A 25,306-nucleotide genomic window follows, 5' to 3' on the forward strand; every position below is an offset into this window, starting at 1 on the left:
ATAGTTTTTTGACAGACAATTTAAATGCAGAACAGCTTATGCTGTAATTAGTTCTAAAGATTGTAAATATGCACTTCCTCCACAGGTTCAGCTAACTCAAACTTAAACACCCGGGAATAGAAATAGAATTCGCCATCAAGAGTTCTTTTGATATTTTCAGCGCGGCGAAAACCGTGCTGTTCCCCTTCATAAGCAACGTAAGCAACCGGCAAACCTTTAGCTTTCAATATCTCTACCATCATTTCCGCTTGATTGGGGGGAACCACTTTATCTTCTAATCCTTGAAAGAAGATAACGGGACAAGATAAACGTTCGGCGGAATGAATGGGCGAACGAGCTACATACAAATCTTTTCTTTCAGGATAAGGCCCAATCAATCCATCCAGATAGCGCGCTTCAAACTTGTGAGTATCCCCTGCCAAAGCTTCCAAATCGCTAACTCCATAATAGCTCGCACCGGCCTTAAACACATCGCGGAAAGTAAGAGCGCACAGAGTGGTGTATCCCCCTGCGCTGCCTCCGGCGATCGCCATTCTTTCGCCATCAACTAAACCTTTTTGAGCTAAATATTTAGCACCGTTAGCGCAGTCGTCAACATCCACAATCCCCCAACTATCTTGCAGTCTTTTTCTGTATTCTCGGCCGTAACCAGTGCTGCCACCGTAATTAACATCGAGTACGGCAAAACCGCGACTCGTCCAATATTGAATTTTTAAATTCATGCTGCTAGAAGTAGCAGCAGTTGGGCCGCCGTGACTTTTGACAACAAGCGGGGGTTTTTCACCCGCAGGTGCTGCGAAATCTTGATTTTTTGGAGGATAGAAGAAACCGAAAGCAGTCAAATTATTTTCCGTGGGAAATTCGAGCGGTTCCGGTACAGATAAATAACCCGAATTGATGCTTAAATTGCTCGATTGGCGCAAGATTGACCGTTGACTTGTTGCTAAATTTAATTGTACAATAGCAGTAGATTCAGTCGGCGAACCTCCCAAAAAAACAACAGTTTCCCCCCGCGCTTGGAGCGACGAAATATCAGTGTAAGGCGTCTCAATTGTTGTCAAATGCTTTGTCGTTAAATCGAGACTCGCTAAATGCCACTTGCCTTGCTGAGTGTAGGTGCAAATAATTTTGCTTTCCGAGACAACGGCATAAGTAGACATTCCAAAAACCCACTGAGGAAGGCCGAATTCAGCCGCCATTTCGCACAAAGGTTCAATTTCTTGTCGTTCCCTGGGTAAACTGGGATTAGCGGTTCTATAGAAATTCCACCAGTTCGACTTGTCAGAAACAAAATACAAAACTCCATCAAGCGACCATTCCGGTTGAAAAATAGACTCATCAACCCCGCCAGCAACTAAGTTTTTTTCACCTAAAGAACCATCAGCATTAATTTCTGCCACCCACAAATCTGTGCCATCCCACGGCATATTTGGATGGTTCCAACAAATCCAGGAAAGTAGAGAACCGTCTGGACTTAAACGAGGGGAAGCATAAAAATCATTGCCCTGAGTTAAGATTTGAATATCTTCGCCGTTATCTAAATTAATGCTAACAATAGTATTGACAGGTTCGCCCTCACCTGCATGGTCTTCGCGCACGCAAATCAAGCGATTTCTTTGCTTGTCAACTATCGCATCTGCATAGCGAGAATTAGCAGCAGGAGTCAGAGGTTCTGGTTGAGAATCTAATGCTTGAGAATAAATACGTTGGTCGGCAAAATGAGAAAAATAGACAACACCGCCAGCAACTGCAAAAGCAGCGCCGCCGTATTCGTTAACGCGAGTGCGAACATTAAAAGGAGGGGGTGTCACGTCGCTGATTGTACCGTCAGGAGTGCGCCGCACGAGGACGCTCCGCCCCGCTTCCGAAGGCCTTCCCTCAACCCAGTAAATATCATCGCCGTCAATAGCAATTTGTCCGAGTCCGACAGTTCCCGAAACAATTAAATCTGAGGTAATGGGAGATTTCCAAGAGCCGTAAGGTGCTACTGTATTCATATAGTTAAGGTTGTTGTGTTTGACGCACAAAAAAAATTAATATTTGTACTTTACACTAATTCAGTCACCGGGGAAGCAAAATGTCTAAAAAACTCGTACTGATGGATCACGACGGTGCAGTTGACGACTATCTCTCAGTCGTGTTGCTGATGACAATGGAAGAAGTCGAAACTCTGGGAGTAATTGTAACTCCTGCGGACTGCTACATTCAACCGGCGGTGAGTGCAACGCGCAAAATCCTCGATTTGATGGGGCGTTCAGATGTTCCGGTGGCGGCGAGTACCGTGCGGGGACTCAACCCATTTCCGGTGTTATTTCGGCGAGATTCCTTTGCGTGCGATCGACTTCCCATTCTAAATGAAAAAGCAACCATTGACACGCCGTTAATATCAGAACCCGGACAAAACTTTATGGTGCGAGTTTTGCAAGATGCAGCCGAACCAGTCACATTAATGGTAACGGGGCCGTTAACAACAGTAGCGCAAGCTTTAGATATCGCGCCAGAAATTGAAAGCAAAATTCAAGAAATTGTCTGGATGGGAGGCGCCCTCAATGTTATCGGCAATGTTAGCAAAGATATGGAACCGGGACAAGATATGTCGGCAGAATGGAATGCTTACTGGGACCCGATAGCAATCGAGAGAATTTGGCAAACCCAAATCCCCGTTGTCATGTGTCCTTTAGACATCACGAATAATGTACCGCTGACTGTAGAATTTTCCAATCTCTTAGCAAAACAGCGCACATATCCAATTTCCGACTTAGCAGGACAGTGTTATGCCCTAGCAATATCTCAAGATTACTATTTTTGGGACATTTTGGCAACCGCTTATTTAGCGCATCCAGAATTTTACCAACTGCGAGAATGGGAAACCGAAATTGTGACCGAAGGTATCAGTCAAGGACGCACAAAAATTAAAACAGGAGGACGCCAAATTCAAGCAATGGATAAAGTAGACACCGGAAAGTTTTACAATTACATATTGCAGCAGTGGGCGCGTTAAGCATAACAATATCTGCGAGGGGCGGGTTGAGCGGGAAATATCCGTACAAAACCCGCCCTGACCGGAATATTTACGCGATATTCTCTTTCCTCTCTTTCTCTGCGCCCTCTGCGGTTAATCAAAAAAAAATCTCATTCACAAATCAAACAAAATTGCGATAAGTGGCGCGGACTTGGTTTGTCTATTGTCGATATTGGAAAAAAGGTCGGATGAAATTATTCTCAAAAAATTTCTGGATTATTGCCTCTGTTTTGTACTTTTTAATTATTCTCAGTATCATGCTTTTAGCAGATATGGGAAAATTAGTTAACTTTCCTCTCGCTCATCCGCCTTATGACAAACTCGGCCACTTTGTTTTGTACGGAATAGCATCTTTTTTGTGCCATAGAGCAACTGGCAAAAAAAAGATGAATTTGTTTAATTATTCAATTCCTTTCGGGCCTGCAATTTTTACTGTGTTCGCTGCTGGGGAAGAAATGCTGCAAGGGATTTTACCCAATCGTACTGCTAGTATTGAAGATTTTTTAGCTAGTTTTGGCGGGATTGCAGTTTTTTATTGGATTGGAGAAGTTTGGGAGAGAAAAAAAGGGAATTGATATAGCAGAAGGAAGAAGGAAGAATCGCAATGGTTTCACCAATTTAAAATGTCCTAACCGGCTTGGCCGTTGCTATAAAAACTTGCTAACCGTCAGGACACTTGCTATATCAAATCAAATCCGGTAACATCGGAATTAATATTACCCACAGTCAGGACACGGCAGTGCCGTTTCCCTACAATTAATCGGGCGATGGTTACATTTTTTATAGAGGAAGATTGATTATTTTGGGGTAAGGAAACGGCACTGCCGTGTCCTGCGTTGCCTATAATGCGGCTGCAACCGGAATTCATATTATTGATGCCTAAGTTCTGAGATTTTGATGAAAAATAGTCAATTAGGGTGCGGCGCGGGGTGCGCACCCTACATGAGTTACTTTGTTATGTCTTTGATAATTTGTTCGAGTGTATTTGCTTCTTGAGTTTTGCCTTGGTTTCTAAATAAATCCCTGGCTTTTTTTACCGACTCTACTGCATCTGCCACTTTATTTTGTGCGTACAGGACTTGCGCGAGCATATAATAAAATTCTGGGACGTTAGGTTTGAGGCGAATTGCGGTTTGAAAATTGGGCAGTGCTTCTGCTAATTTGTTTTGATTGGCTAGAATGCTGCCTAAGTTAGCGTAAGCTTCGGCAAAATTGGGGTCTATTTGAATAACTCTGCGAAATGCTGCTTCTGCACCTTCTCTGTTTTGTTGGGCGGCAAAATTTAAGCCTTGTTGGAAATATTCGTTTGCTCCCGTATTTTGAACTAAACTATTTTTTACAGGTGACTCTGCCGGTCGCACGGGTAAAGAGATATTTGCAGCACAAACAGGAGCAACTGTCAATACGCTGGCGGCTGCTGCCGCAGTTAAAAATTGATTTTTTTTGAACTTGTTTAACATTCGTAATTAACCGGGATTTCCCATCTGGACAATGTGTTTGAGAGCGTTCAATTACTCTCTTCCAAAAAGGTTTGTACTCGACCGTTCGGTCTCAAAACAACTCGAATTTTAGGGTTTTTCCCATTAGAAACGGCGGAAACAAACGGCTCGCCGACTAATGGCATATTAGTGCGATCGATATAATCTGCTGCTGCTTTTCCCATCGGCACAATACTTTGAATTGACCCAGTTTCATCGATCTGCACGCTGTATTCCAAAGTTTGTTCCATGCCTTCTGGTGGCTTCCAGCGTTCCTCAAAGTAAGTTCTAGCTTCTGAAACTTGAGGAATTGTATCAAATAAAGTGCGGTTTTTTTTGCTCGCCGCCACCTGGTTGTTATCCTCGGACTCGGCGGTTGGTTGAGTGTCCTCAAGGGCTGGGAGTTCGGTACTGGCGGGGGGGACGATCGGCTCGATGCGACCGGGGAAGGGTTGCGGCGGGGGAACGGGAAATCGGGAAGCAGATAGGGAGGGGGGCAGAGGCGGCGGTACGGCGGGAGCTAGTCTGGGCGGTACGGGGGGCAGCAGGTAGGGTACTGCTGCGGGCGCTTGGGAGGCGGAAATGGGCGGTTCTTCGGGGGCGGGAATAGTGATTGTTTGCCCTTGAGGGAAAGCTGGGGCGCTCTGTGGGGCGCTGGGTGCGCTGCCGTTGGGGGGAAATAGGAGGGGTGGCTGCTGGATGGGGCTGGGTTTGTTGGTGGGGGAAGTTGGGGTGAGGGCGATGGGGGGCAAGCTGGGGCTGGGGGAGGCGGCGGTGTTGATGGGCGGGGGCGGTAGGGGCGGTAAACCGGGTGTTGCTGCGGGTGTTGGTGCTGGGGGTGTCGGTTGGGCGAGAAGGGGACTGGGGGAGACGCGGGCAGCTAGCTGGGGCTGTCCTGGAGCGGGGGCTGAGGCGGTTTGTGGCGCGGTGGCGGGTCGATCGAGCATTTTGATAGTTCCTGTCGTCAGGCCCGCCATCGCGACCAGCATTGCTGCCACCTTGATCCCGGGTAGTGCTTTCTGCCGTCCGCGCTCGCGGTTGAGGTTGGGAAGCGCCATTACTTCGGCGGCGCTGTCATCTAGTGCTGTGGCCAAGTCAAACAGTTGCAGGGTGCTCAAGGGAACTACCGGCCCGGATTCTCCAGCGCTCAAAGAGCCTAAAAACAAGTTGTGGGCGAGCAAGCCGCGGGGCTCTAAGCGGGGGGGAACCGGAAGGTAGGAAGTTGGGAGAGAGTAGGGGTTGGAAGTTGCTAGTTTGGAAGTGTTGACGGCTCGATCGAATATCACGGCGTTACGCGCGGCTTCTGGCGAGTCGGGGCCTGCTGCGGTAAGCCCGGTTTGAGAGTTGAGGTTGTTTTCCCAATCGCGGGATTCGCCGAGCAAGTTTTGGACGTAGGTGCTAACAGCTTCGTGGAGGGTTTCGAGTTGAAGTCGATCGCCCCTGAGAGTAACGTGTTCGGTATCTGGTAGCCGCGGATCGTCGAGTCGCAGCTCAAAACTTAAAGATTTAAACACGGGTTGGCCCGCCCAGCGAGAGAGAGGCGAACTTTTGGCTGTAATTTCCAGCGTGCAAGTGGGGGGCGTGTACCGTTTGAGAACCATAGCAGAAAGTCTGTTGACTGTTGACTGTTGACTGTTGACTGCTGACTGTTGACCGTTGACTGTTGACTGTTGACTGCTGACTGTTGACTGCTGACTGTTGACCGTTGTTTAATTTTTAGCACGGTCTAGAAGAGCCAGCCAGAGGCGGCGGTGGCCCCCGGGACTGCTGTAAAACAGCAAATCGATCAGGAGTTTGAGGGCCAAATCAGTCAATACTCGGGCCGATAAATTTTCTGCATCTTCCATGCGCGAGGCATAAGTGTTGCTGAACCTGTCAATATAATCTCCCAACAAAGCGACTGTGTGAGGTTCGCGGTTTTGCTCTGCCATTTGTTCTAGCAAAGCAACAGCGCGGCGGATTAAAGCTTGGTGCTGTTTTGCCAAATGACAGCTTATCAAAACGAGCGATCGAGCTTCCTCAACATCAAGTTTTTTGCGCCCTCCCTGGCCTTTCCGCAGCGGGTTAGACTGTCGCAGCCGCCACAAAGCAACCCGATCGGCAACCATTGGCTCTAAATTCAGTTCGGCTGCTACCTTGAGCATCGCCTCTGAGCCAATTTCTGCCAGTGCTTCTAGGGCTAACAGCACTAAATCCAGTTGGGCTTTAATGTTGTCCAACTGGGTAGGTTCTGGTGCTTTTTGGGTCAATTCTTCCCAGTTGGGAGATGGGCCCGTTTCGTTTGTGGGAGCGGAGGGCTTTACGGTCGAGCGCATGGCTTCAGCACGGGAAATAAGACAGCTTGAGGCAGGATATCGAACAGTATGCAGCGATGAAAGCTTGGCGGGCGATCGGACAAAAGCATATCTGTTAATTAATTTGTCTCCATAGCTCGTTGCTTTGATTCCGGCAATCCTAACTGCTGGACGGATTTGCCAGTGGAAAGTTGCGGTTGCAAGTTCGATCGATCGCAACCAGCAAAACCCATAAATTTTCACCCCTAACCATGCTACGCCACAAAGTGACCGAAATCAAATCAGTGCTTTGAAACTATCGGGACTTATATCAATGCCAAGATCCTAGCGCTCTCGAATGCTACTTATAGTCTGTCGCTACTTATAGTCTGTCAGATTATAGTTGTCATTGCTTAATCTGGCGCAATCTATGGATATTACCGAGCAATTTGGTAAAAAAGTTAGACATTTCAGAAAGCTCAGAAATCTTTCCCAAGATCGGCTTGCAGAACTATCTGAATTACATCGCACCTATATTGGTTCAGTTGAACGAGGTGAAAGGAATATAACGCTGCTTAATGCCAGCAAAATAGCCAAGGCATTATCCGTTAGTCTAGCCGATCTGGTAATTGATGATGACTGAAAGAAGACCAGAGCAAATTTTAGCAAGATACCAAAACTCATTTACCAAAAAAAATTATGCAGAAGAGAATGAAGAACACGATATTTTAATGGATGTGTTTGGTATTTCTCCCCTAATAAAAAAAGAAACTAGGCAATATTGGGGACGTGAGTTAGGTATGTGTTGGCAATTGTTAGTTACTGAAACGTGTAAAACATATTGCAGTAGCTTTCAGTCAGTATTGAAAGTTGAAAGCGGTGAGCCGTGCGGTCTGATTGTTGATAGGTACGCAATAGATACAAAATATCGTATTGGCTCAGGAGACTCGGGAACACTGAATAAGTTCAAAAATAATGGCAAACTACTTCGTACTTATAATTACGAACCCATATTTTTAATTCTTAGGCAAGATAATTTGCCCGCAGCTATTACAGCGTGCCAAGTAGGGACTTGGAAAGTTTACACTGGGGAGGATTCGTTTGAGTTCATAAAAACAATAAGCGGGTTTGATTTAAAGTCATTTCTTATTGAAAAAGTGGGAGAATTCCCTGTATACCGCTGAAACTATCAAGGCGCTTGTTGATAATCTCTATGTAGTCAGGTACAATTTCAATGCCAACATACCTAATGCCAAATTCTTTCGCCGCCAGCAATGTGGTTCCCGATCCAGCAAAAGGATCGATGAGAATAGAATTTTCCAAACGCGGTACAAATATTTCGACCAGCTTTCTCATTAGAGCAATTGGTTTAACTGTACAATGGACGTTAAACTCCTCGGTTTTCTCACGCTGTATACCTTCTAAAATATTTGACTGAAAACCACCGCACCTATCTTTAGTATAAAAAAGACCAGTACCGTACTCCTGTAGAGTTTCCAAGTAATTATTGACCAGTGGTTTTTGAAGTACGCAGATTGCTTCCCATTCGTTCCTCAGACAACTGTGCCAACCATCCCATTTTTCAGAATTTTCATATCCTTTCTTCTCCAACTGTTGTTTGATATTGACACCTTTAGGGATACCGCTCGATCTTTTATAAACAAGAATATCTCTCGCATAGAAACCAGCATTTTCAAGTGCTACTTGTACGTGAGCAACAGTCCGCGTGCTGTTGAAAACTAAAACTGTCGCACCCGGTTTGCATATCCGAAAAAGCTGCTCGCCCCAATCAAAGCACCACTTTTCATAATCCAGAGTGTTGTGGCGATTCCTTTGATACCATTTTTCGTTTCTGACTCCACCTGCTAAACCACTGCCATAGGGAATGTTTTTAACAAGGGTTTTATTTCCCTTGCCATTGACTCTTTCAATACGCCTTTGAATTTCTGAGTCATCCCATTTATGACCAATAAATTCATAATTATAAGGTGGGTCAGTGATACACGCAGAAATATAATTTTCTGGCAATGTCTTCATCACTTCACGACAGTCGCCCACCAAAACTTCATTTGAGGGAATTTTTTTCATTAGTCAGGCAGTTACTAAAGTGGTAAATCAACTCTTAATTATGCCAGATTTGCAGTATAGTATCCATTCCGGTTGCATCAGTATGATATGTTCCGTGCGACTTATTTTGCTGCATACAACTATACAATTACGAGTCAACCGGAAATGCCTAAATCCTGACTATTTCAAATAAACCACCGTCACACCTGCACCTCCTTCTTTTTGACTGGCCAACTCGTAGCGGGAAACCTGCGGGTGAGAATCGAGGAACTCGTGAACCCCGCGCCGCAACTGTCCCGTACCTTTGCCGTGAATTATCCACAGCGCACCGTATTCCACGGCTTTGGAAAGAGCTCTGTCTATTTCGATTTCGGCGTCTGAGACTCTCGCACCCCGCAAGTCGATCGAATTATTAGCAGTGCGAATGGCAATTTCGGGATTGGGTTTTGCAGTTTCCGACGCTGCTTGCTTGGCTTTAGCGGTAGCGAGTGCTTGGGCTGCAACCTTGGCTAATTGGGCTTTAGTTTCCGGTTTTTGACCGTCGAGGGATTCAATTTCTCCCAGTTTCACAGTCATTTTCATAATCCCAAACCGCACGCTCAACTCTTCGTTAGCATCGGGGCCGCTGAGCACTTCGGCGGTTTGGCCCAAGCTGGGAATGCGGATGCGATCGCCCGCTTTCGGCATAAAACCCGGTTTGGGTTTCGCCGGTTGTTTCCGAGAGGGCAGATGTTTTTCAGAAATTTGATTTAAGGTATATGTTGCTTGTTGGGCATTTTGAGCCGTCGGGTTGCCCGACTGCAAGCGACGAATGATTTGAGCAATTTCTGATTTTGCCGACCCTATCGCCTCATTTACTGCCACTTCCTGAGCTATTTTTAGTTCTCGCTCCCGCTCTTGCAAAGCGGCTGCTTTTTGAGAAACTTCTCTGTGCAGTTTTTCGGTTTGGTGTAGCAGTTGAGTTGCTTCTCTGGCCTTGGTTTCCTGTTTCCGTCGCTGTGCTTCGAGTCCGGCAATCACTTGATTGACATCTTGAGACGCTCCCCCGACATAGGTTTGAGCTTCTTCGACTATTTCTGTTAGCAAACCGAGTCTTTTGGCAATAGTGAGAGCGTTGGAACGTCCGGGAATTCCCCACAGCAACCGATAGGTTGGCTGCATGGAATTGTCGTCAAATTCTACTGAGGCATTTTCAAAGCGGGAGTCTTGATATTTGAGGGCTTTGAGTTCGCCAAAGTGGGTAGTTGCAACTGTTAATAGGGAATGTTGGGCGAGATATTGCAACAGGGCGATCGCCAATGCACTGCCTTCAGATGGGTCTGTCCCCGCTCCTACTTCGTCTAACAAGACTAAAGATTTGGGAATTGGGCATGGGGCATGGGGCATGGGGCATGGGGCATGGGGCACTTGTGCTGAGCTTGTACTGAGCTCCGTTGAAGTGCGTAGCCGAAGTATGGGGCCTGGGGAACTTGTACTGAGCGTAGCCGAAGTATTAGTAATTGGAAGGTTTGAACTTTCTTCCCCTTCAGCCTGCGATTTATTGTGTAAAACTTCTAAAATGCGGCTGATGCGGCGGATGTGGCCGGAGAAAGTAGACAAACTTTGCTGCAAAGATTGTTCGTCGCCGATATCGGCAAGAATGTTGTCGAACCAAGGCAATTCTACGGGTTCGCGGGCGGCGACAAACATTCCTGCTTTCGCCATTAAAGCTGCCAATCCCAAGGTTTTGAGGGTGACAGTTTTGCCGCCGGTGTTGGGGCCGGTGATGGCGACGACGCGGATGTGCGGCGCGATCGTTAAATCGACCGGCACGACTGCAAAGCCTTGCTCGTATTGCTGCTGCCAAACTAACAGGGGATGGCGCAACTGGCGGAGGGTAATTTGCGATCGCAGGTTGGGAATTAATAAGTGACTGTTTTTTGAGTTTTCCTCATCTACTTGTTCTGCTTTTTCCTCATCTAATTTTTCTCTATTTTTTGGTGCTAATTCAGGCTCTCCTAATTCGATAAATTTCGGCGGATTTGCTTCCAACCAAAAACTGTAACGGGCTTTAGCGGCAGCTAAATCTAAGGTTGTAACTACAACCAACAATCTGTCTAAATCTGGTTTGACTGCTGCGACTTGCTCCGTGAGGGCGCGGCGGACTGCTTCTTCTTCGGCTTGTTCTTGCCTGAGCAACTGCCGCATTTGATTGTTGAGATTGACTGTGCTGTGGGGTTCTACGTAGAGTGTCGCGCCGCTGGCCGAGGAGTCGTGAACGATGCCCGGTATGGCATCTTTTTGGGGAGCTTTGACGGGAATGACAAAGCGCGAGCTTCTTTGGGTAATTAGCTGTTCTTGTACGGCGTTGGATTGGCGCTGCAAAATGCCTTGCAATATTTGATAAATGCGATCGCGCAACTGTCGCATTTGCACTCTAATTCCTGCTAATTTAGGAGTGGCTCTATCTGCTACTTGGGCGCGATCGTCTATACAGCGGTGGATTTCTTGCTCGATTTCGGGATAAGTCCGCAATTGAGCTGCGAGTTCTTTGAGTGCCGGTACGTCTGCCTGAGAGTCAATTATCCGGCGCAATTGCCTCGCCCCGGCGAGGGTGGTAGCAATGGCCAGCAATTCTTCGCCGCCGAGCAAACCTTGCAGTTCGGCTCGCTGCAGGGAATTGCCGATGTCTTGGATTCCTTCAAAACTCAAAGCACCGCCAGCGCGGCTCTCTAACCGATAAGCTTCCTGAGTTTGGGCTAGGAGTTCTGCTGTCTGAGCTTGAGTTGCCGGGATTTGGAGGTCGAGGGCGGCGGCGACGCCGAGTTTGGTGGCCGCGAAGGTAGCCAAGTGCTGACACAGGCGCGGCCATTCTAATAGTTCTAGTGTTTCGGATTGAATCAAAGTTGAGGTTGTGTTGGTAATTGGCATTCCCAGGCGCTGACCGAGAAGGTGAATTTGACGATACTATTAATTAATTTTAAAGTTTTTTATCGTTTCCGGGCGCAACTTGAGAAAGTATCTGCGATCGCCGTCAGCAGTCTTTCGCCAGAAAGCTCTTATCTAAAGACTACGAAGGCGAGAATTTGCTTTTTTGCGTTGCGCGTCTAAAATTATACCTTCTACCGAGCTATTTTTGCGTTTGAGGGAGGTAGCATCCGCTGTTTTTTGTAGGATTGAACTACTTTGGAATTTTAAATATGTCCGCGCAATTCTGGCGGTTGTATCCTGAAAAGTAATTGGTGGATCTGGTAGAAGTATGGCAAAGATTCTGGCGATCGCGGATGCTGCGACTTTGGAAGTCGTGCAAGAGTTACTGGGGAGGGAGGGACATCAGGTGAGAGTCACTCCCGATGGCAACGAGGGTTTAGAATTGGCGAGGGAATTGTCCCCGGATGCGATCGTTTGCGACGGGACTTCGCCTCAAATCAACTGGTTGGAGGTGTGCCGGCTGGTGAAAGTCGATTCCCTTCGGGATAGCTTCGCTTCACGAGAATTGGCGAGGGCCTATTTTATGCTGCTGACAACACCCGATCAATTTGCAGAAGTCCAAGAATTGGACGCGCCCTTTGACGATTTTCTGTTTAAACCGATAGTTAAGCAGGAATTGTTGGGGCGGGTGCGCGCCCTTTTGCGATCGGGCGAGTTGAGGGCGCAGTTGGAGAAAGCCCAGCAAGAATTGCAACTGTCGCGCGAGCGAATGCTGCAAGCTGAAAAAATGTCGAATTTGGGCGAATTAGTATCTGGTATCGCCCACGAAATTAACAACCCAATTACTTTTATTTACAGCAATCTAACTCACGTCCAAAGTTACGCTACCGATTTAATTGAACTGCTGCGATTGTATCAAAAACAGCTCGTCATTCCCGGAGCGGAAATTATGCAAAAACAGCAAGATATGGATGTGGAATTCGTACTCGACGATTTATTAAAAATTGTGAGTTCCATGCGTACCGGGAGCGATCGCATCCGCCAAATAATCTTGTCGGTACAGGATTTTTCCCGCAGCGACCGATCGGGCTGGCAGTTATTCGATATTTCCGACGGTTTAGAAAACACTCTGTTGTTGTTGCAGCACCGCTTGCCGGCTCGCGAGGGAAGGCGAGACATCAAGGTGATGAAGGAATACGGAAATTTGCCGCAAGTTGAGTGTTACGCCGGTCTGCTAAATCAAGCTTTTCTGAATATTATCAATCACGCGATCGATGCTTTGGAAGAGTCGAGTCAAGAGTTGGAGGAACCTGAATCGGTCAAATTTAAGCCTGTGATTTTGATTAGCACTCAGGTAATCGATGCTCAGCGAATTTCTATTGATATTGCTGATAACGCCATGGCCATCAGCGAAGATATCACAGCGCAAATTTCTGACCCATTTTCGATTGCGCAACCTGCGGAACACAGCAGCGCCTTGGGACTGGCTGTCAGCTATCGGATAATTGTAGAGCAGCACAAAGGAGAGTTAAAGTGTTTTTCGGAACCGGGGAAAGGTACTAGATTTAGGATAGAAATTCCGCTGCGGCACAGTTAATTAATAGTATTGACTGTTGGGTGGGGGCGGTTTTTGAGATTGTTGGTTTGAGCCAGAGATTGTTGGTGAACCCGCCCCTAAAATGACTGCACAAAATTTGTCAATTGAGTTCGACAATTAGCCGAGAATTGACTTCGCTGCTAATTTTGTACTCGCACTGCTTTTGCAGCGGACACTCGCTGCAACGGGGGTTTTTTGCAGTGCAAACTGCCGCCCCAAAGTCCAGCAGTCCTAAATTCCAAGGCCCGACTTGCTGTTTGGGAGCAACTCTATCTGCTGCTGACCAAAGTTCGGGCGATCGCGATTTTACCTTACCGCCGTCAATCCCAAAAAAACGCTGCAAAATCCGAGCAACATTCGTATCGAGCACCGCTTTTGGCTGTCCGAAAGCATTAGCGCAAACCGATCGCGCAATATACTTGCCAACTCCCGGAAGTTCTAGCAACTGAGCTTCCGTGCGGGGAACATTTCCCTGATAATTTTCTAGGATAACCAGCACCGATTCCCGCAGCTTTTGCGCCCGAAAAAAAAGACCCAAAGGCTGCAACAAACTAGCAACTTCCGCAGCAGGCGCGGCCGCCAGATCGGAGAGAGTCGGATATCGATCGACAAATTCTTGATAAATCGGAGCCACTGTAGCGGCAGCAGTTTTTTGCAGCAGGAACTCAGCCACCAAAATCGCGTAGGGGTCGCAGGTGCGCCGCCAAGGAAAATCACGGAAATTCTGCTCGGCCCAAGCTTTCAGCCGGCGTTGAAACCACCGGATTTTAGCAGCGTTCAAATGCTTTGACCCAGGCTCGACATCAGAAGAAAAAACAACGGCATTTAATCCAGGCATTTGATTTGTACTTTTGAGAAATTGCCAAGTTTATATCTATATAATAGCAGATTTCAATAACTTGTAAAAATCTCTTTTTCGGCTCTCGTTCTTCTGGAAACTATTCGTACTCGGCGCACTCTGCGGTTTATAAAAAAAATCTTATCAACCACCCGCCAGACCCAGAAAACTAGAAACAACGTTGATTTCAAATATTTGAAAAATGTAAAATTTTGTATAGCAAACAGCACAACTGCCAAAGAATAGACGATAGTTGATATTCAAGAGATTTCAAGCCTCCGCGAAAACAAGTTTTAATTAGGTAATAAAATGGTAGTAGCAGCACCTGTTCAATCCGGCAATCAGTCGATTTTTCAAGCTCGTTACGACAACTTTATCGGCGGTAAATGGGTAGCACCGATCGAAGGCAAATACTCGGAAAACCTGTCTCCAATTACCGGAAAATCAATTTGTCAAATTCCCCGATCGACCGCCGAAGATGTAGAATTGGCACTGGATGCCGCCCACGCCGCGAAAGACAAGTGGGGCAAGACTTCCCCAGCCGATAGGGCGCGGGTTTTACACAAAATTGCCGATCGCATCGAAGAAAACCTCGATCGCCTCGCCATCGCCGAAACCTGGGACAACGGTAAACCGATCCGCGAAACCCGCCTCGCAGACATACCGCTGGCGATCGACCATTTCCGCTACTTCGCAAGCTGCATCCGAGCCCAAGAAGGTTCGATCGGCGAACTCGACGAAACCACCGTCGCCTACCACTTCCACGAACCCCTAGGCGTCATCGGACAAATCATCCCCTGGAACTTCCCGATATTAATGGCCGCCTGGAAACTCGCCCCAGCCCTCGCCGCCGGCAACTGCGTCGTCCTCAAACCGGCAGGCCCCACCCCCGCGTCAATCTTGGTACTGATGGAAATCATCGCCGACTTAGTACCAGACGGCGCAATCAACGTCGTCAACGGGCCAGGTGCCGAAATCGGCAAAACCCTCGCCACCAGCCCCCGCATTGCCAAAGTAGCCTTCACCGGCGAAACAACTACGGGCCGGCTGATCGCGCAGTACGCCTCCCAAAACGTCATCCCCGTAACACTAGAATTAGGCGGCAAATCCCCCAACATTTTCTTTGAAGATGTCTGCGCCCAAGACGACGAATTCCTCGACAAAGCAGTCGAAGGATTTGTGATGTTTGCGTTCAACCAAGGCGAAGTTTGCACCTGTCCCTCCCGCGCCTTAATTCAGGAGTCAATCTACGATCGATTCATGGAAAAAGCTCTCTCCCGCATCCGCCAAATCAAGCAAGACAACCCCTTAGATCCGACAACCGCACTGGGTGCCCAAGTCTCCGTCAACCAGATGGAAAAAATCGCCGAATACGTCAAAATCGGTCACGCCGAAGGCGCAGAATGTCTCATTGGTGGCGAAAGAAACATCTTATCCGGCGACTTGCAAGACGGCTATTATTTCCAGCCGACAGTCTTCAAAGGAAACAACCAAATGCGTATTTTCCAAGAAGAAATCTTCGGCCCAGTATTAGCAGTCACCACCTTCAAAGACGAAGCCGAAGCATTAGAAATTGCCAACGATACTCTCTACGGTTTAGGTGCAGGAGTTTGGACTCGCGACATCAACACCGCCTACCGCATGGGTCGCGCCGTTCAAGCCGGCCGCGTGTGGACAAACTGCTATCACCTATATCCAGCCCACGCAGCATTCGGCGGCTACAAATCATCTGGTATCGGCCGCGAAAATCACAAAATGATGTTAGATCACTACCAGCAAACTAAGAATTTGTTGGTCAGCTACAGTCCAAAAGCTTTAGGTTTCTTCTAAGGTTTTAGTCATTGGGAAGGAAGAAAGAAGAAGGACAAACTTCAATGATTCGTGAACTCCTTCTTTCTCTCTTTCCTCTCCTTCTCTGCGCCCTCTGCGGTTCATTAAAAAAAAAGCTCATTCACAAACGAAATATAATGGCTACACAAACAGGATAAAATGGAAAATATCAAAAAAGTCACCGCAACAGAAGCCGCTTTAAAATTAATCAATCATCTCAAAACTCAACACGGAGAATTGATGTTTCACCAATCCGGCGGCTGCTGCGACGGTAGTTCCCCCATGTGCTTTCCCGATGGCGAATTGATAATCGGTGATGGTGACGTATTGCTGGGCGAAATAGGCGGTTGTCCCTTTTATATTGCAGCGCAGCAGTACAAATATTGGCAGCACACGCAGTTAATTATAGACGTGGCATCGGGGCCCGGAGGGAGCGATTTTTCCCTGGAAGGGCCGGATGGAGAGCGTTTTATTACTCGTTCTCGCTTGTTTGTTAATGCTGATTAATTAGTTATTGAAAACGCAAGATATGTTAGATTTACGACTTTTTAAAGAAGTCGGGAATCTGGGTATTTTTTTATGAGGCTTAGTTATACACGCATTTCCTCAATAAATGAGATGCCATCAAAAACACCATCTTTAAAAGCTTGAGTGCTGCGAACTCGGTGATTTTCAGCCAGTAAAGTCATTGTTTCCACAAAAGTAATCAGTGCGTCATCCTGAGTTTTAGTTGCTCGAAAGCAAATAACTTCCTGGCCCGCATCCCACGCGATCGCCGAAAAATCAGAATAACTGCTAGAAAACAATTTCAGAATCCGATTTTCAAATTCCCCTTGAAAATTTAGCTGGAGGCGAGAACCGTCTGAGTATTCATAATTATTAACTTGTCGGTAGTGACTTCCCTCAATCGAGATGCTAAAACTACCGAAAAAGCTGCGAGTAAAATGTCCGCGAGTATCAGTCTTAATATACTCGCCTTTCCACGTACCGAGATGACGGGTGAAAATTTCAGGAACTTTGTCTAAATCAGGAGAGTAAGCTATATTTGCCGACATGGGGATTGCTCCTATTTTCTATTTCTAGCGGCGACCTATTTTCAAACTCATTTCGCGGCTAGTGCGTTGATATTCGTGGACAATAGGTAATCTTTCAGCTTGAAAATTTTCCAGCGCTTCGGCAATGTTAGCACTGTCGGTGAGATGTTGGGCTAAAGACAGACCATCTTCCCAACCGGAAGTCATGCCTCTAGCGCGTGTGGAACTTTTGGCGTGGGCTGCATCACCTATTAGGATAACGCGCCCGTCATAGATTTTAGGTAGGGGGTCAATGTCGTAGGAAAAACGACAGACAATATTTTCTGAAGGGGTTGACTCAATCACTTTTCGCGCATCCTCTGGGAGTTTTGCTAGTTCTTGGGGAGGAATGGTGATATTAGTAGGTTGTAGTTTCCCGATTTCGGATTCAGTCCGCTCTTTTTCGATAAAGAAACCCCAATGGGTGCGACCTCCGCCAATGTGAAAGAAGTTAGCATAAATTCCCCTACCGCGCACGTAAACAAAAAAGTTTCCTTCGGGACAGAAGCTATTATCTTCGACAATTCCTCGCCAGACAATATCGCCTAAATAGAATAGTTCAACACCTGGAACTATATATTGACGAACTTTGGAGACAATTCCATCTGCACCAATTAAAAGATCGCCTTCCCATTTACTGCCATCTTTAAAGTGCGCGATCGCGCTATGCTCTGTTTGGGCGATCGATGCTACTTCCGCATTAAAATGAATACACTCAGGGGGTAACTCGTCGAGGAGTGCTTCTAGAATAGCTTTGCGGTGTACCAGCATTCCTGGGAGTTCATTTTCTTCATAGGTAACGGGTTCGGAATTGATGACACCGCCGCGCAGGTTGCGAAACTCGAATACTTTGACAGCATCGCCTGAGTTGATAATTTTTTGGGTGACTTGATGGTTTCCGCGATCGAGTGCTTCCATACCTGCTTGTACGATCAGGATACCGCAGCCATCGGTGCGCGGATAAGGGGCTTTTTCAAACAAGTCAACTTCAAACCCTTGTTGAATCAGCAGAATCGCCAGATAAGATCCTGATGTTCCTGCGCCGATAATACCTATCCTGCTTTGGGACGAAACCATTTGTGCTTCTCCTGATTTAAGATTGCCGATCGGTTCTCAACCAATATTATAATTCAGGAAAATCAAATGTTGGCGATCGCTCAATTGCGGATTGAGCTTTTGTTGATAGCGGCAGCTTGAAACCTGTCGCTAAAATCAGTATCTGACGTGATGCAGGATTAATTATTAATTGGCGACTTCAAAATTCACGCACTCACCACTTAACACTACTTTAAGCTTGAGTATTTTTAATTAAAGCCAATTCAATTTTGTCATCAGCCTTTTGACTCACTTTTGCGCGCAAACCCGGGCCAAAAAAAGTAGCTATTTTTTGTTGCTTTTCTTCCCAGAGGTCGATCGGGATCAGGGGCGAATAAAACTCTAGAATTAACGCATAAGCACCGTCAACATCAACTTCCCGCAACCCTTGCAGGAGGGGGCGTTCCTCGTCTGTCGGGGCCAGGCCCAAGCGCTCCAAAGCATCATCTAAGTGCGCGGGTTGGCCGTAGCGAAATCGGGTGATATCTTTGCGGACTTGGTTTTGAGTATCTGTGGCCTGACTTTCTCTCAGGAGGAGAACTTCGCCAGAAGTCGGTTCGGTGAACTCCACCGGTTCGAGTTCGGCCGCTTTGAGGGCCAAACCTCCCAGCAACAGCGGAATTCCATAAAAAAAACCGGCTAGGTTCAGGGTAGGTTTGTCTGTGAAGTAGGCTCCGAAACCGACTGCTGCTATAATACCGCCCACAACTAAGGCTAGGTTTGCTAAAGAAATTTTACGTAACATATTAGTGAGGTAAGTAGTCGGACAGAAATAATATACTTTAATTATTATCTGTCAAAAAGTCTTGCATAAATTTAGTTTTTTTGCTAAAAGACCTGCAAAAACTGCTAGCATCTATGAGCGCGGGAGCGGTGTGCATCCACAGTCTTGTCTATAGCTTCAGAAGCTTATCCTGCCGGACTCGCCCGGGCGCGCCACCGGTAAATATCCGTGTTAATTGCGCGGCGTTGGTTCCAGAAGGCAATCGAGATCGGCAGTATCATCAAAGTATACAGAGTGGCGATCGCGATCGACCCTCTTGCCCTTTCAACCACTTTTGGGACATGATTAAAGACGAAGACAAACAAACTGCTGGAGCAAACAAGTCTGTTCTAGAGCAGATTAACTCGCTCAAACGGGAAGATGAAAGGCTTTATAATATCTTAGCCATAGATGTCTGGGCCCTAGCCAAGACAATGGATGAATATCAACCGGGATTTTGGTCTGCTTTTATGAAAAACCGTGAGAAGGCCCTGAAGCGATTTTTAACTGAAGTGATGAAAAACAAACCCGCAGATACTAAGCGTCCGCCTTTTTTGCGCTAAAAATTGGCTGAAGTTTAGCTGAAGTTTTGATGTACAATCAGGCTAGAACACAGACCCAAAAACCCTGAGCACGTTCATCACTTACAATATAAAAACAGTGAAGGATTGGCTAAAAAAAGGTAGTCGGTGAATTAAGAATTCCTGTCTGTTCGCAGGGGAATGTCAAATATTTTTGTTAATAGTAGCAAAAGGCAAAAAAACAATGGATGCACAGACAATCAAAGAACGCGTAGCAGAGATCGAAGTCAAGCGGGAATCTCTCGTGCGGCTGTTAGACCGATCGGACTTGGGAGCCCTGAGAATAGATGTGAGTCAGGCGATCGAGGAAATTGACGATCTCTTAGAAGAATTCAAGCGCACTTTTAACAGTTAAGTAGTCAGTAGTCAGTAGTCAGTAGTCAGTAGTCAGTAGTCAGTAGTCAGTAGTCAGTAGTCAGTAGTCAGTAGTCAGTAGTTGTCAGTGGTCATTAGTTGTCGCGCATTTAATTTGGATAGTTATGTTACTAAAAATCTTGTGGGTGGGCCGGAGAGCCCGCCCAAAAAGTTAAAATTAAATGCAGTACAGCTTAATAGCTAACAAGAACCGACAACTGCTAACTGCAAATTTGACAACTGACAACTGACAACTGACAACTGACAACTGACTAATTCATCACCATATCCATCAAAATTTGCTGAGAACTCACTTCCGGGCAATTAGCAGGCGGCCGCCGCTGAGAGTAGTGTCCGCCAGACTGCAAATCCCAAGCTTGGCGGTTATCCGCCAGCATCACTCCCAAAATTTCTTGCAACTCCTTAGCAATTGTCGGATCTTCTACTTGTACGATCGCCTCAACCCGCCTTGTGAGATTGCGCTGCATCCAGTCAGCAGAACCAATATACACCTCTTCGCTGCCACCGTTGAAAAAATAAAACATCCGAGAATGCTCTAAAAACCGACCGACAATACTGATAACTCTGATATTTTCGCTAACACCTTCAACGCCGGGACGCAAACAGCAAATCCCCCGAATAATCAAATCAATTTTAACTCCCGCTTGCGAAGCTTCGTACAAAGCAACAATAATTTGAGGGTCAACTAAAGCGTTCATTTTAGCGACAATGCGGCCGCAGCTACCGCTACCAGTTTCGGCATTCAAGTGGCAGAATTCGATCTCGCGGCGGATTAAAGCTAAAAATCGATCGCGCATATTGACCGGGGCTACCAATAATTTTCGATAAGATACCTGCCGCGAATAACCAGTCAAATAATTAAACAAATCCGCCAAATCCGATCCTAAATCCTCGCGGCAACTCAACAAACCAACATCGGTATACAGTCCGGCCGTCTTCGGATTGTAATTGCCGGTGCCGATGTGGACGTAGCGGCGGATGTACCCGTCCTCGCGCCGCACTACCATCACAATCTTGGTGTGGGTTTTGAGTCCCACCAAACCGTAAACTACGTGGACTCCAGCTTGTTCTAACTTGCGAGCCCAATTAATATTATTTTCTTCGTCGAACCTAGCTTTGAGTTCTACTAAAACGGCTACCTGCTTGCCGTTTTCCGCTGCTTGAATTAAGGCGCTGACGATCGGCGAATCTCCAGAAGTGCGGTATAAAGTCATCTTAATCGCTAACACGGAGCGATCGTGCGCCGCCTCAGTAATAAACCGCTGCACCGTCGCGGCAAACGAATGATAGGGATGGTGCAGCATCACATCCCCCTGGCGGATCGCAGTGAAAATATCCTCCCCCTCGTCAGCATTTAACATTGATTTGTTGTCTGCAATCCTTGCCGATTCCGAGTTCCGCAAACGCGGCGGCACAACCGGAGTCCAAGGCTGGTCTTTGAGTTCCGGCACCGGCAGCCCGATAAAAGACATCAAATCCTTGAGGCCTAGCAGCCCCTCTACGACGTAAACATCCTGCTCTCCGAGCACCAACTCATCCCTCAGCATATCTCGCAGCGCAGGTGGCATAATCGCTTGAATTTCCATCCGCACCGCAGAACCTGCAAACCGCCGCTTGCGGAGTTCCTGTTCTATAGCCAGCAGCAAATCCTCTGCCTCATCTTCCTCCACCGTCAAATCGGAATTGCGAGTAATGCGGAACGGGTGATATTCCTCAACGTCCATCCCCGGAAACAAAGCTTCTAAATTGTGGGCAATCACCTGTTCTAGGGGCACGCCAGTCCAAACAGGAGATTTGCCCCTCTGCTGCCACTGCAAATCTCCCGGCAGTGTCAAAAACCTGGGCAACACCTGCGGTACTTTGACGCGGGCAAACAATTCTTCGCGCGTGTCGGGGTCTCTGACTACTACTGCTAAATTGAGGCTGAGATTGGAAAGGAAGGGGAAAGGGTGGCTGGGGTCAACTGCTAGGGGAGTGAGTACGGGAAATACTTGTTCTTTGAAGTAGCGGTGCAAGTAATTTCGCTGTTCTTGATTGAGGTCGATGTAGTCGAGAATGTAGATGCCGCTTGCTGCTAATTTTGGCCGCAGGGTTTGCTCGAAATAGGCGTGCTGCTGAGTAACCATCGGCAAAAGCCGCTTGTTGATGGCATCTAGCTGTTCTTGGGGCGTGCTGCCGTCGGAGGTCAATTTGCTGACTTTTGCTTCTACTTGCTGTTTGAGGGCGGCCACGCGCACCATGAAGTATTCGTCTAGGTTGGAGCTAAAAATAGCGAGAAATTTGAGTCTTTCTAGGAGGGGCGTGCGGGGGTCGAGGGCTTCGTGGAGTACGCGGTTGTTGAACTCCAGCCAGCTTTGTTCTCGGTTGAAGTAGTATTGGGGGTCGCTGAGGTTGATTTCAGTGTAGGTTTTGGCGGGGGTCTTTTTTGGTTTGGGCATGGTTTGGGGGAGTCTTTGGGAGGCTCGGTTGATGGCATCTGTGAATTAGTATCGCAGGTTAAACTATTTGTTCGCATCTGCTTTTGATCGATCGCGCATTTTTGTCTGTTATCCGCGAGGGTCTGGTACGCAATATGTGTAGGGACACGGCAGTGCCGTGTCCCTACCGTATTTCATCCGATGATATGTGGTGTTCGATCGCACGTTTTTGTAATACCTGTAGGGAAACGGCATTGCCGTGTCCGACCCCTGGATCGCGAACCCATCCCTCCCATCCAATTCTGTACCGCATTCGGCAAGTCCTCTTGATTTGGCGGAAAACCTGTTAAGGGCAATTCCAGCGGTGGGTTAAGCGTGCCATGCTTGATAAAATTCTGGGTAAGTCATATTTTCGGCACACTCCCAGATGACTTCGTGACATCTTTCATTCCGACCAAAATCATTTTTGTAGATTTCCGAAGTTAGGCGACTTTTCAAACCTGAGACTGCGGTGGCGAAGTGTTTACCTTTCATAATTTTCAGTAAGCTATCTGCCGGGTCAAAAATAGAATATTCAGGGTGATAATTAGGAATCAACTCTATTAAAGTCGCGATCGCAACTGGGTGATATTTCTCTATTCTCCCTAAGCTAGATGCCGCTCGACACCGGGTATCTGCATTACCTGAATTGCGGATTAACTCGACTAAGGTGGCGAGCGCAACTGGGTTATTTTTGTCTATTTTCCCTAAGAATTCTGCCGCTTGAAGCCTGGTCAGTTCATCACCTGAATTGCGTATTAACTCGACGAAAGCGGCGATCGCAACTGGGTTATTTTTGCCTATTTTTTCTAATTTATTTCCCAATTCCCACAGATGATATGCATTCTGAGAAGTGCCGAGCAACTCGACTAAAATGGAGAGCGCAACTGGGTTATTGTTATCTATTTTCCCTAAGCTAGATACCGCTTGAAGCTGGGTATATTCACCTTGAGAAGTACCGAGCAACTCGACTAAAGCGGAGATTGCTTCTGGGTTAGTTTTGCCTATTGCCCCTAAGCTTTTTATCGCTTGACACCGGGTACTTTCAGCACCGGAATTGCGGATTAACTCGACTAAAGCGGCGATCGCAACTGGGTTATCTTTGCCTATTTTACCTAAGCTATCTGCCGCTGACCACCGGGTCCTTTCATTGGAATTGCGGCTTAACTCGACTAAAGCGCTGATTGCAACTGGGTTATCTTTATCTATTTTCCCTAAGCATTCTGCGGCTCGCCACCGGGTAACTTGATTGCGAGAAGTGCTTATTAACTCGACTAAAGCAGCGATCGCAACAGGGTTATTTTTGCCAATTGTTGCTAATCTTTGTGCCGCTTGATAACGATTATCTTTCTCACGATAGTTGCGGATTAACTCCAATAAAGTTTCGATCGCTACTGGGTTATCTTTGTCTATCTTACCTAATATTTCTGCTGATCGCCCTTGGGCAACTTTATTATCTGAATAGCGGATTAAATCGACTAAAGCAGCGATCGCAACTGGGTTATCTTTGCCTATTTTCTCTAAGCTATAAGCCGCTATCTTCCAGGTATCTAAGCCATACAACAGTTTGTACCCGATCAACCAGATATCGGTATCTCGCTCAACTGAATTGCGGATTAAATCGACTAAAGTGGCGATCACTTCTGGGTGATGGGTGCCTATTTTTCCTAAGCTATATGCCGCTCGCTTCCAGGTATTTTTCTCAAGTGAATTGTGGATTAACTCCAATAAAGTATTGATCGCCACTGGGTTATCTGTGTCAATTGTCAATAAGCTATCTGCCACTTGCCATCGGGTAACTTCATCCTGAGAAATATTGATTAATTCGACTAAAGCGGAGATCGTTTCTGGGCAATGTTTGCAGATTTCCCCTAAGCTTTTTGTCGCTCGCCTCCGGGTATATTCATCACCTGAATTGCGGATTAACTCGACTAAAGCGGAACCCGCTTTTTCCCGATCCGTCTCTTTCAGAACTTCCCTTGCTCTATCAACAATTGGATCGAGAAATGTCCGCCACTCCTGTTTTTGCTTATTAAAATAACCAAATCCCAAAATAACAATCTGCGACACAATCTCATCAGCAAGACTACAATCTTTAAACTCAGCAATCCCCGCAGCCGCTAGAAAATATGCCCGATATCCATAAAATTTATCCCACCCAACCTTAAACTTAACCAACGCCTTAATAAACGCTTCCTTTTCCTCCTTCCCAACCTCCTCACGCCCCAACCACAGCAAAATCACCTCTTTCCACTGCTTCTCAAAAATGCGGTATCGAGCATCAGGATGTTGCGGATTCTTAGGAATATGATTCAAGAAAAAGTGCCAATCCTCAACCGCCAACGCCGCAAAATATTCCTGAAACGTCGGATGGTAAAAAGCATAAATCCCTTCCAGCGTCTCCCCATCCCTCGCCACTAAATTCAGCCAACCCAAACGACAAGCTAACTCAAACTGCGATGCACCCATCACCCGATATCCCACACTTTCTCGCAACTGAAACCGCGACGTTTCATTTAGCATCCCTGAAAGTGCCAATTTCCCCAAAGCCACATTCAATTCCTGCTGCTGAATCCAATTCAGGCGCGTTTTTTTCCACTGATACAAAGCTGTCACAAACCGCCGATAAAGCTTAGCCTTAGTATCCGGTAAATCCCCATCCAAGGATTGCCAAGTGCCGCACAATAGCGAACATCTCAGGGGATTTTTCACTAAATCTCGAATTCGCTCTTTCCCGGATGCTGCTAATGCTTCCCGTAGCTGTTGAGCAAGAACCCCCCCAGCCCCCCTTGCTAAGGGGGGAGCAAGAGGTTCTGCTTCTCCTGTCACCTCTTCTTCCTCTCTTGTCCCCCCCCTTAACAAGGGGGGGTTAGCAGGGTGGATTAATTGTCAACGCAATAATGTATCATAGAAGAGGCAATCAGATATTACCATCGGGTAAGACTATC

Annotated in this window: 23 protein-coding genes; 9 read left to right on the plus strand and 14 right to left on the minus strand. The window is 46.9% G+C overall.

From position 1 onward, the window contains the following. Positions 1-53: 53 nt before the first annotated feature. On the minus strand, positions 54-1,997 hold the full coding sequence (locus QUA02_RS25475; RefSeq protein ID WP_333031848.1) for a S9 family peptidase: 1,944 nt from the start codon (positions 1,995-1,997) through the stop codon (positions 54-56). A gap of 80 nt (positions 1,998-2,077) precedes the next feature. Here QUA02_RS25475 and QUA02_RS25480 point away from each other — a divergent pair, with 80 nt between their 5' ends. Together QUA02_RS25480 and QUA02_RS25485 are read left to right on the plus strand one after the other, a co-directional pair. Further along, the gene (locus QUA02_RS25480) at positions 2,078-3,001 is read left to right on the plus strand and encodes a nucleoside hydrolase (RefSeq protein ID WP_333031852.1); all 924 of its coding nucleotides are present in this window, start codon (positions 2,078-2,080) and stop codon (positions 2,999-3,001) included. Positions 3,002-3,210: 209 nt separating this feature from the next. Next, a complete protein-coding gene (locus QUA02_RS25485) occupies positions 3,211-3,597 on the plus strand; it encodes a VanZ family protein (RefSeq protein WP_333031855.1) in 387 nt (128 codons plus the stop codon). A 104-nt stretch (positions 3,598-3,701) separates the two neighbouring features. Here the strand turns inward: QUA02_RS25485 and QUA02_RS25490 are convergent, their stop codons facing one another. The 4 genes from QUA02_RS25490 to QUA02_RS25505 form a co-directional block, all read right to left on the minus strand. Continuing rightward, complete coding sequence (locus QUA02_RS25490) at positions 3,702-3,890, minus strand: hypothetical protein (protein WP_333031858.1); 189 nt, start codon at positions 3,888-3,890, stop codon at positions 3,702-3,704. A 79-nt stretch (positions 3,891-3,969) separates the two neighbouring features. Continuing rightward, positions 3,970-4,482, minus strand: a complete 513-nt coding sequence (locus QUA02_RS25495) for a tetratricopeptide repeat protein (protein ID WP_333031859.1) — start codon at positions 4,480-4,482, stop codon at positions 3,970-3,972. A 47-nt stretch (positions 4,483-4,529) separates the two neighbouring features. Continuing rightward, a complete protein-coding gene (locus QUA02_RS25500) occupies positions 4,530-6,101 on the minus strand; it encodes a DUF4335 domain-containing protein (RefSeq protein WP_333031860.1) in 1,572 nt (523 codons plus the stop codon). A gap of 108 nt (positions 6,102-6,209) precedes the next feature. Then, complete coding sequence (locus tag QUA02_RS25505; RefSeq protein ID WP_445305207.1) at positions 6,210-7,037, minus strand: DUF3038 domain-containing protein; 828 nt, start codon at positions 7,035-7,037, stop codon at positions 6,210-6,212. 166 nt (positions 7,038-7,203) lie between these two features. Between QUA02_RS25505 and QUA02_RS25510 the strand changes: the two genes are divergently transcribed. After that, positions 7,204-7,416, plus strand: a complete 213-nt coding sequence (locus tag QUA02_RS25510; protein WP_333031862.1) for a helix-turn-helix domain-containing protein — start codon at positions 7,204-7,206, stop codon at positions 7,414-7,416. Further along, positions 7,403-7,957 (plus strand): hypothetical protein, encoded by a 555-nt coding sequence (locus tag QUA02_RS25515; protein ID WP_333031864.1) that lies wholly within the window; start codon positions 7,403-7,405, stop codon positions 7,955-7,957. Before QUA02_RS25510 ends, QUA02_RS25515 begins: the two co-directional genes overlap by 14 nt. Here the strand turns inward: QUA02_RS25515 and QUA02_RS25520 are convergent. Together QUA02_RS25520 and QUA02_RS25525 are read right to left on the minus strand one after the other, a co-directional pair. Then, positions 7,920-8,861, minus strand: a complete 942-nt coding sequence (locus tag QUA02_RS25520) for a DNA-methyltransferase (protein WP_333031866.1) — start codon at positions 8,859-8,861, stop codon at positions 7,920-7,922. The two genes, QUA02_RS25515 and QUA02_RS25520, sit on opposite strands and share 38 nt — an antisense overlap. Positions 8,862-9,020: 159 nt before the next feature. Then, positions 9,021-11,723 carry an endonuclease MutS2 gene (locus QUA02_RS25525; protein ID WP_333031868.1) on the minus strand — a complete coding sequence of 901 codons (2,703 nt, stop codon included), beginning with the start codon at positions 11,721-11,723 and terminating at the stop codon, positions 9,021-9,023. A 355-nt stretch (positions 11,724-12,078) separates the two neighbouring features. On the opposite strand from QUA02_RS25525, the gene QUA02_RS25530 reads away from it, so the two are divergent. Next, positions 12,079-13,347 (plus strand): sensor histidine kinase, encoded by a 1,269-nt coding sequence (locus QUA02_RS25530; protein WP_333031870.1) that lies wholly within the window; start codon positions 12,079-12,081, stop codon positions 13,345-13,347. Positions 13,348-13,447: 100 nt separating this feature from the next. On the opposite strand, the gene QUA02_RS25535 is transcribed toward QUA02_RS25530, so the two are convergent. Continuing rightward, positions 13,448-14,185, minus strand: coding sequence for an iron-sulfur binding domain-containing protein (locus QUA02_RS25535; protein WP_333031873.1), 738 nt, complete (start codon positions 14,183-14,185; stop codon positions 13,448-13,450). Between the two features lie 309 nt (positions 14,186-14,494). Between QUA02_RS25535 and exaC the strand changes: the two genes are divergently transcribed. Continuing rightward, a complete protein-coding gene (exaC, locus tag QUA02_RS25540) occupies positions 14,495-16,015 on the plus strand; it encodes an acetaldehyde dehydrogenase ExaC (protein WP_333031875.1) in 1,521 nt (506 codons plus the stop codon). A gap of 159 nt (positions 16,016-16,174) precedes the next feature. Then, positions 16,175-16,522, plus strand: a complete 348-nt coding sequence (locus QUA02_RS25545; protein ID WP_333031878.1) for a DUF779 domain-containing protein — start codon at positions 16,175-16,177, stop codon at positions 16,520-16,522. An 83-nt stretch (positions 16,523-16,605) separates the two neighbouring features. Here QUA02_RS25545 and QUA02_RS25550 read toward each other — a convergent pair whose 3' ends face one another. The 3 genes from QUA02_RS25550 to QUA02_RS25560 all read right to left on the minus strand — a co-directional run bounded on the left by QUA02_RS25550 (position 16,606) and on the right by QUA02_RS25560 (position 18,928). Then, positions 16,606-17,070 carry a DUF3598 family protein gene (locus QUA02_RS25550; protein ID WP_333031879.1) on the minus strand — a complete coding sequence of 155 codons (465 nt, stop codon included), beginning with the start codon at positions 17,068-17,070 and terminating at the stop codon, positions 16,606-16,608. A 24-nt stretch (positions 17,071-17,094) separates the two neighbouring features. After that, the gene (locus tag QUA02_RS25555) at positions 17,095-18,165 is read right to left on the minus strand and encodes an FAD-dependent monooxygenase (protein WP_333031880.1); all 1,071 of its coding nucleotides are present in this window, start codon (positions 18,163-18,165) and stop codon (positions 17,095-17,097) included. A gap of 211 nt (positions 18,166-18,376) precedes the next feature. Beyond that, the gene (locus QUA02_RS25560; protein ID WP_333031881.1) at positions 18,377-18,928 is read right to left on the minus strand and encodes a DUF2854 domain-containing protein; all 552 of its coding nucleotides are present in this window, start codon (positions 18,926-18,928) and stop codon (positions 18,377-18,379) included. Between the two features lie 320 nt (positions 18,929-19,248). Between QUA02_RS25560 and QUA02_RS25565 the strand changes: the two genes are divergently transcribed. Together QUA02_RS25565 and QUA02_RS25570 are read left to right on the plus strand one after the other, a co-directional pair. After that, on the plus strand, positions 19,249-19,509 hold the full coding sequence (locus tag QUA02_RS25565; protein WP_333031882.1) for a hypothetical protein: 261 nt from the start codon (positions 19,249-19,251) through the stop codon (positions 19,507-19,509). Between the two features lie 202 nt (positions 19,510-19,711). Next, positions 19,712-19,882, plus strand: a complete 171-nt coding sequence (locus tag QUA02_RS25570; RefSeq protein WP_333031883.1) for a hypothetical protein — start codon at positions 19,712-19,714, stop codon at positions 19,880-19,882. 271 nt (positions 19,883-20,153) lie between these two features. Here QUA02_RS25570 and ppk1 read toward each other — a convergent pair whose 3' ends face one another. The 3 genes from ppk1 to QUA02_RS25585 all read right to left on the minus strand — a co-directional run bounded on the left by ppk1 (position 20,154) and on the right by QUA02_RS25585 (position 25,187). Continuing rightward, positions 20,154-22,340 (minus strand): polyphosphate kinase 1, encoded by a 2,187-nt coding sequence (ppk1, locus tag QUA02_RS25575; RefSeq protein WP_333031884.1) that lies wholly within the window; start codon positions 22,338-22,340, stop codon positions 20,154-20,156. A 163-nt stretch (positions 22,341-22,503) separates the two neighbouring features. Further along, complete coding sequence (locus tag QUA02_RS25580) at positions 22,504-22,632, minus strand: hypothetical protein (protein WP_333031887.1); 129 nt, start codon at positions 22,630-22,632, stop codon at positions 22,504-22,506. Positions 22,633-22,688: 56 nt separating this feature from the next. Then, positions 22,689-25,187, minus strand: coding sequence for a HEAT repeat domain-containing protein (locus QUA02_RS25585; protein ID WP_333031888.1), 2,499 nt, complete (start codon positions 25,185-25,187; stop codon positions 22,689-22,691). Between the last annotated feature and the right edge of the window lie 119 nt (positions 25,188-25,306).

Source organism: Microcoleus pseudofavosus SVA1_A4, from assembly GCF_036700565.1.
Classification (GTDB): Bacteria; Cyanobacteriota; Cyanobacteriia; order Cyanobacteriales; family Microcoleaceae; genus Microcoleus.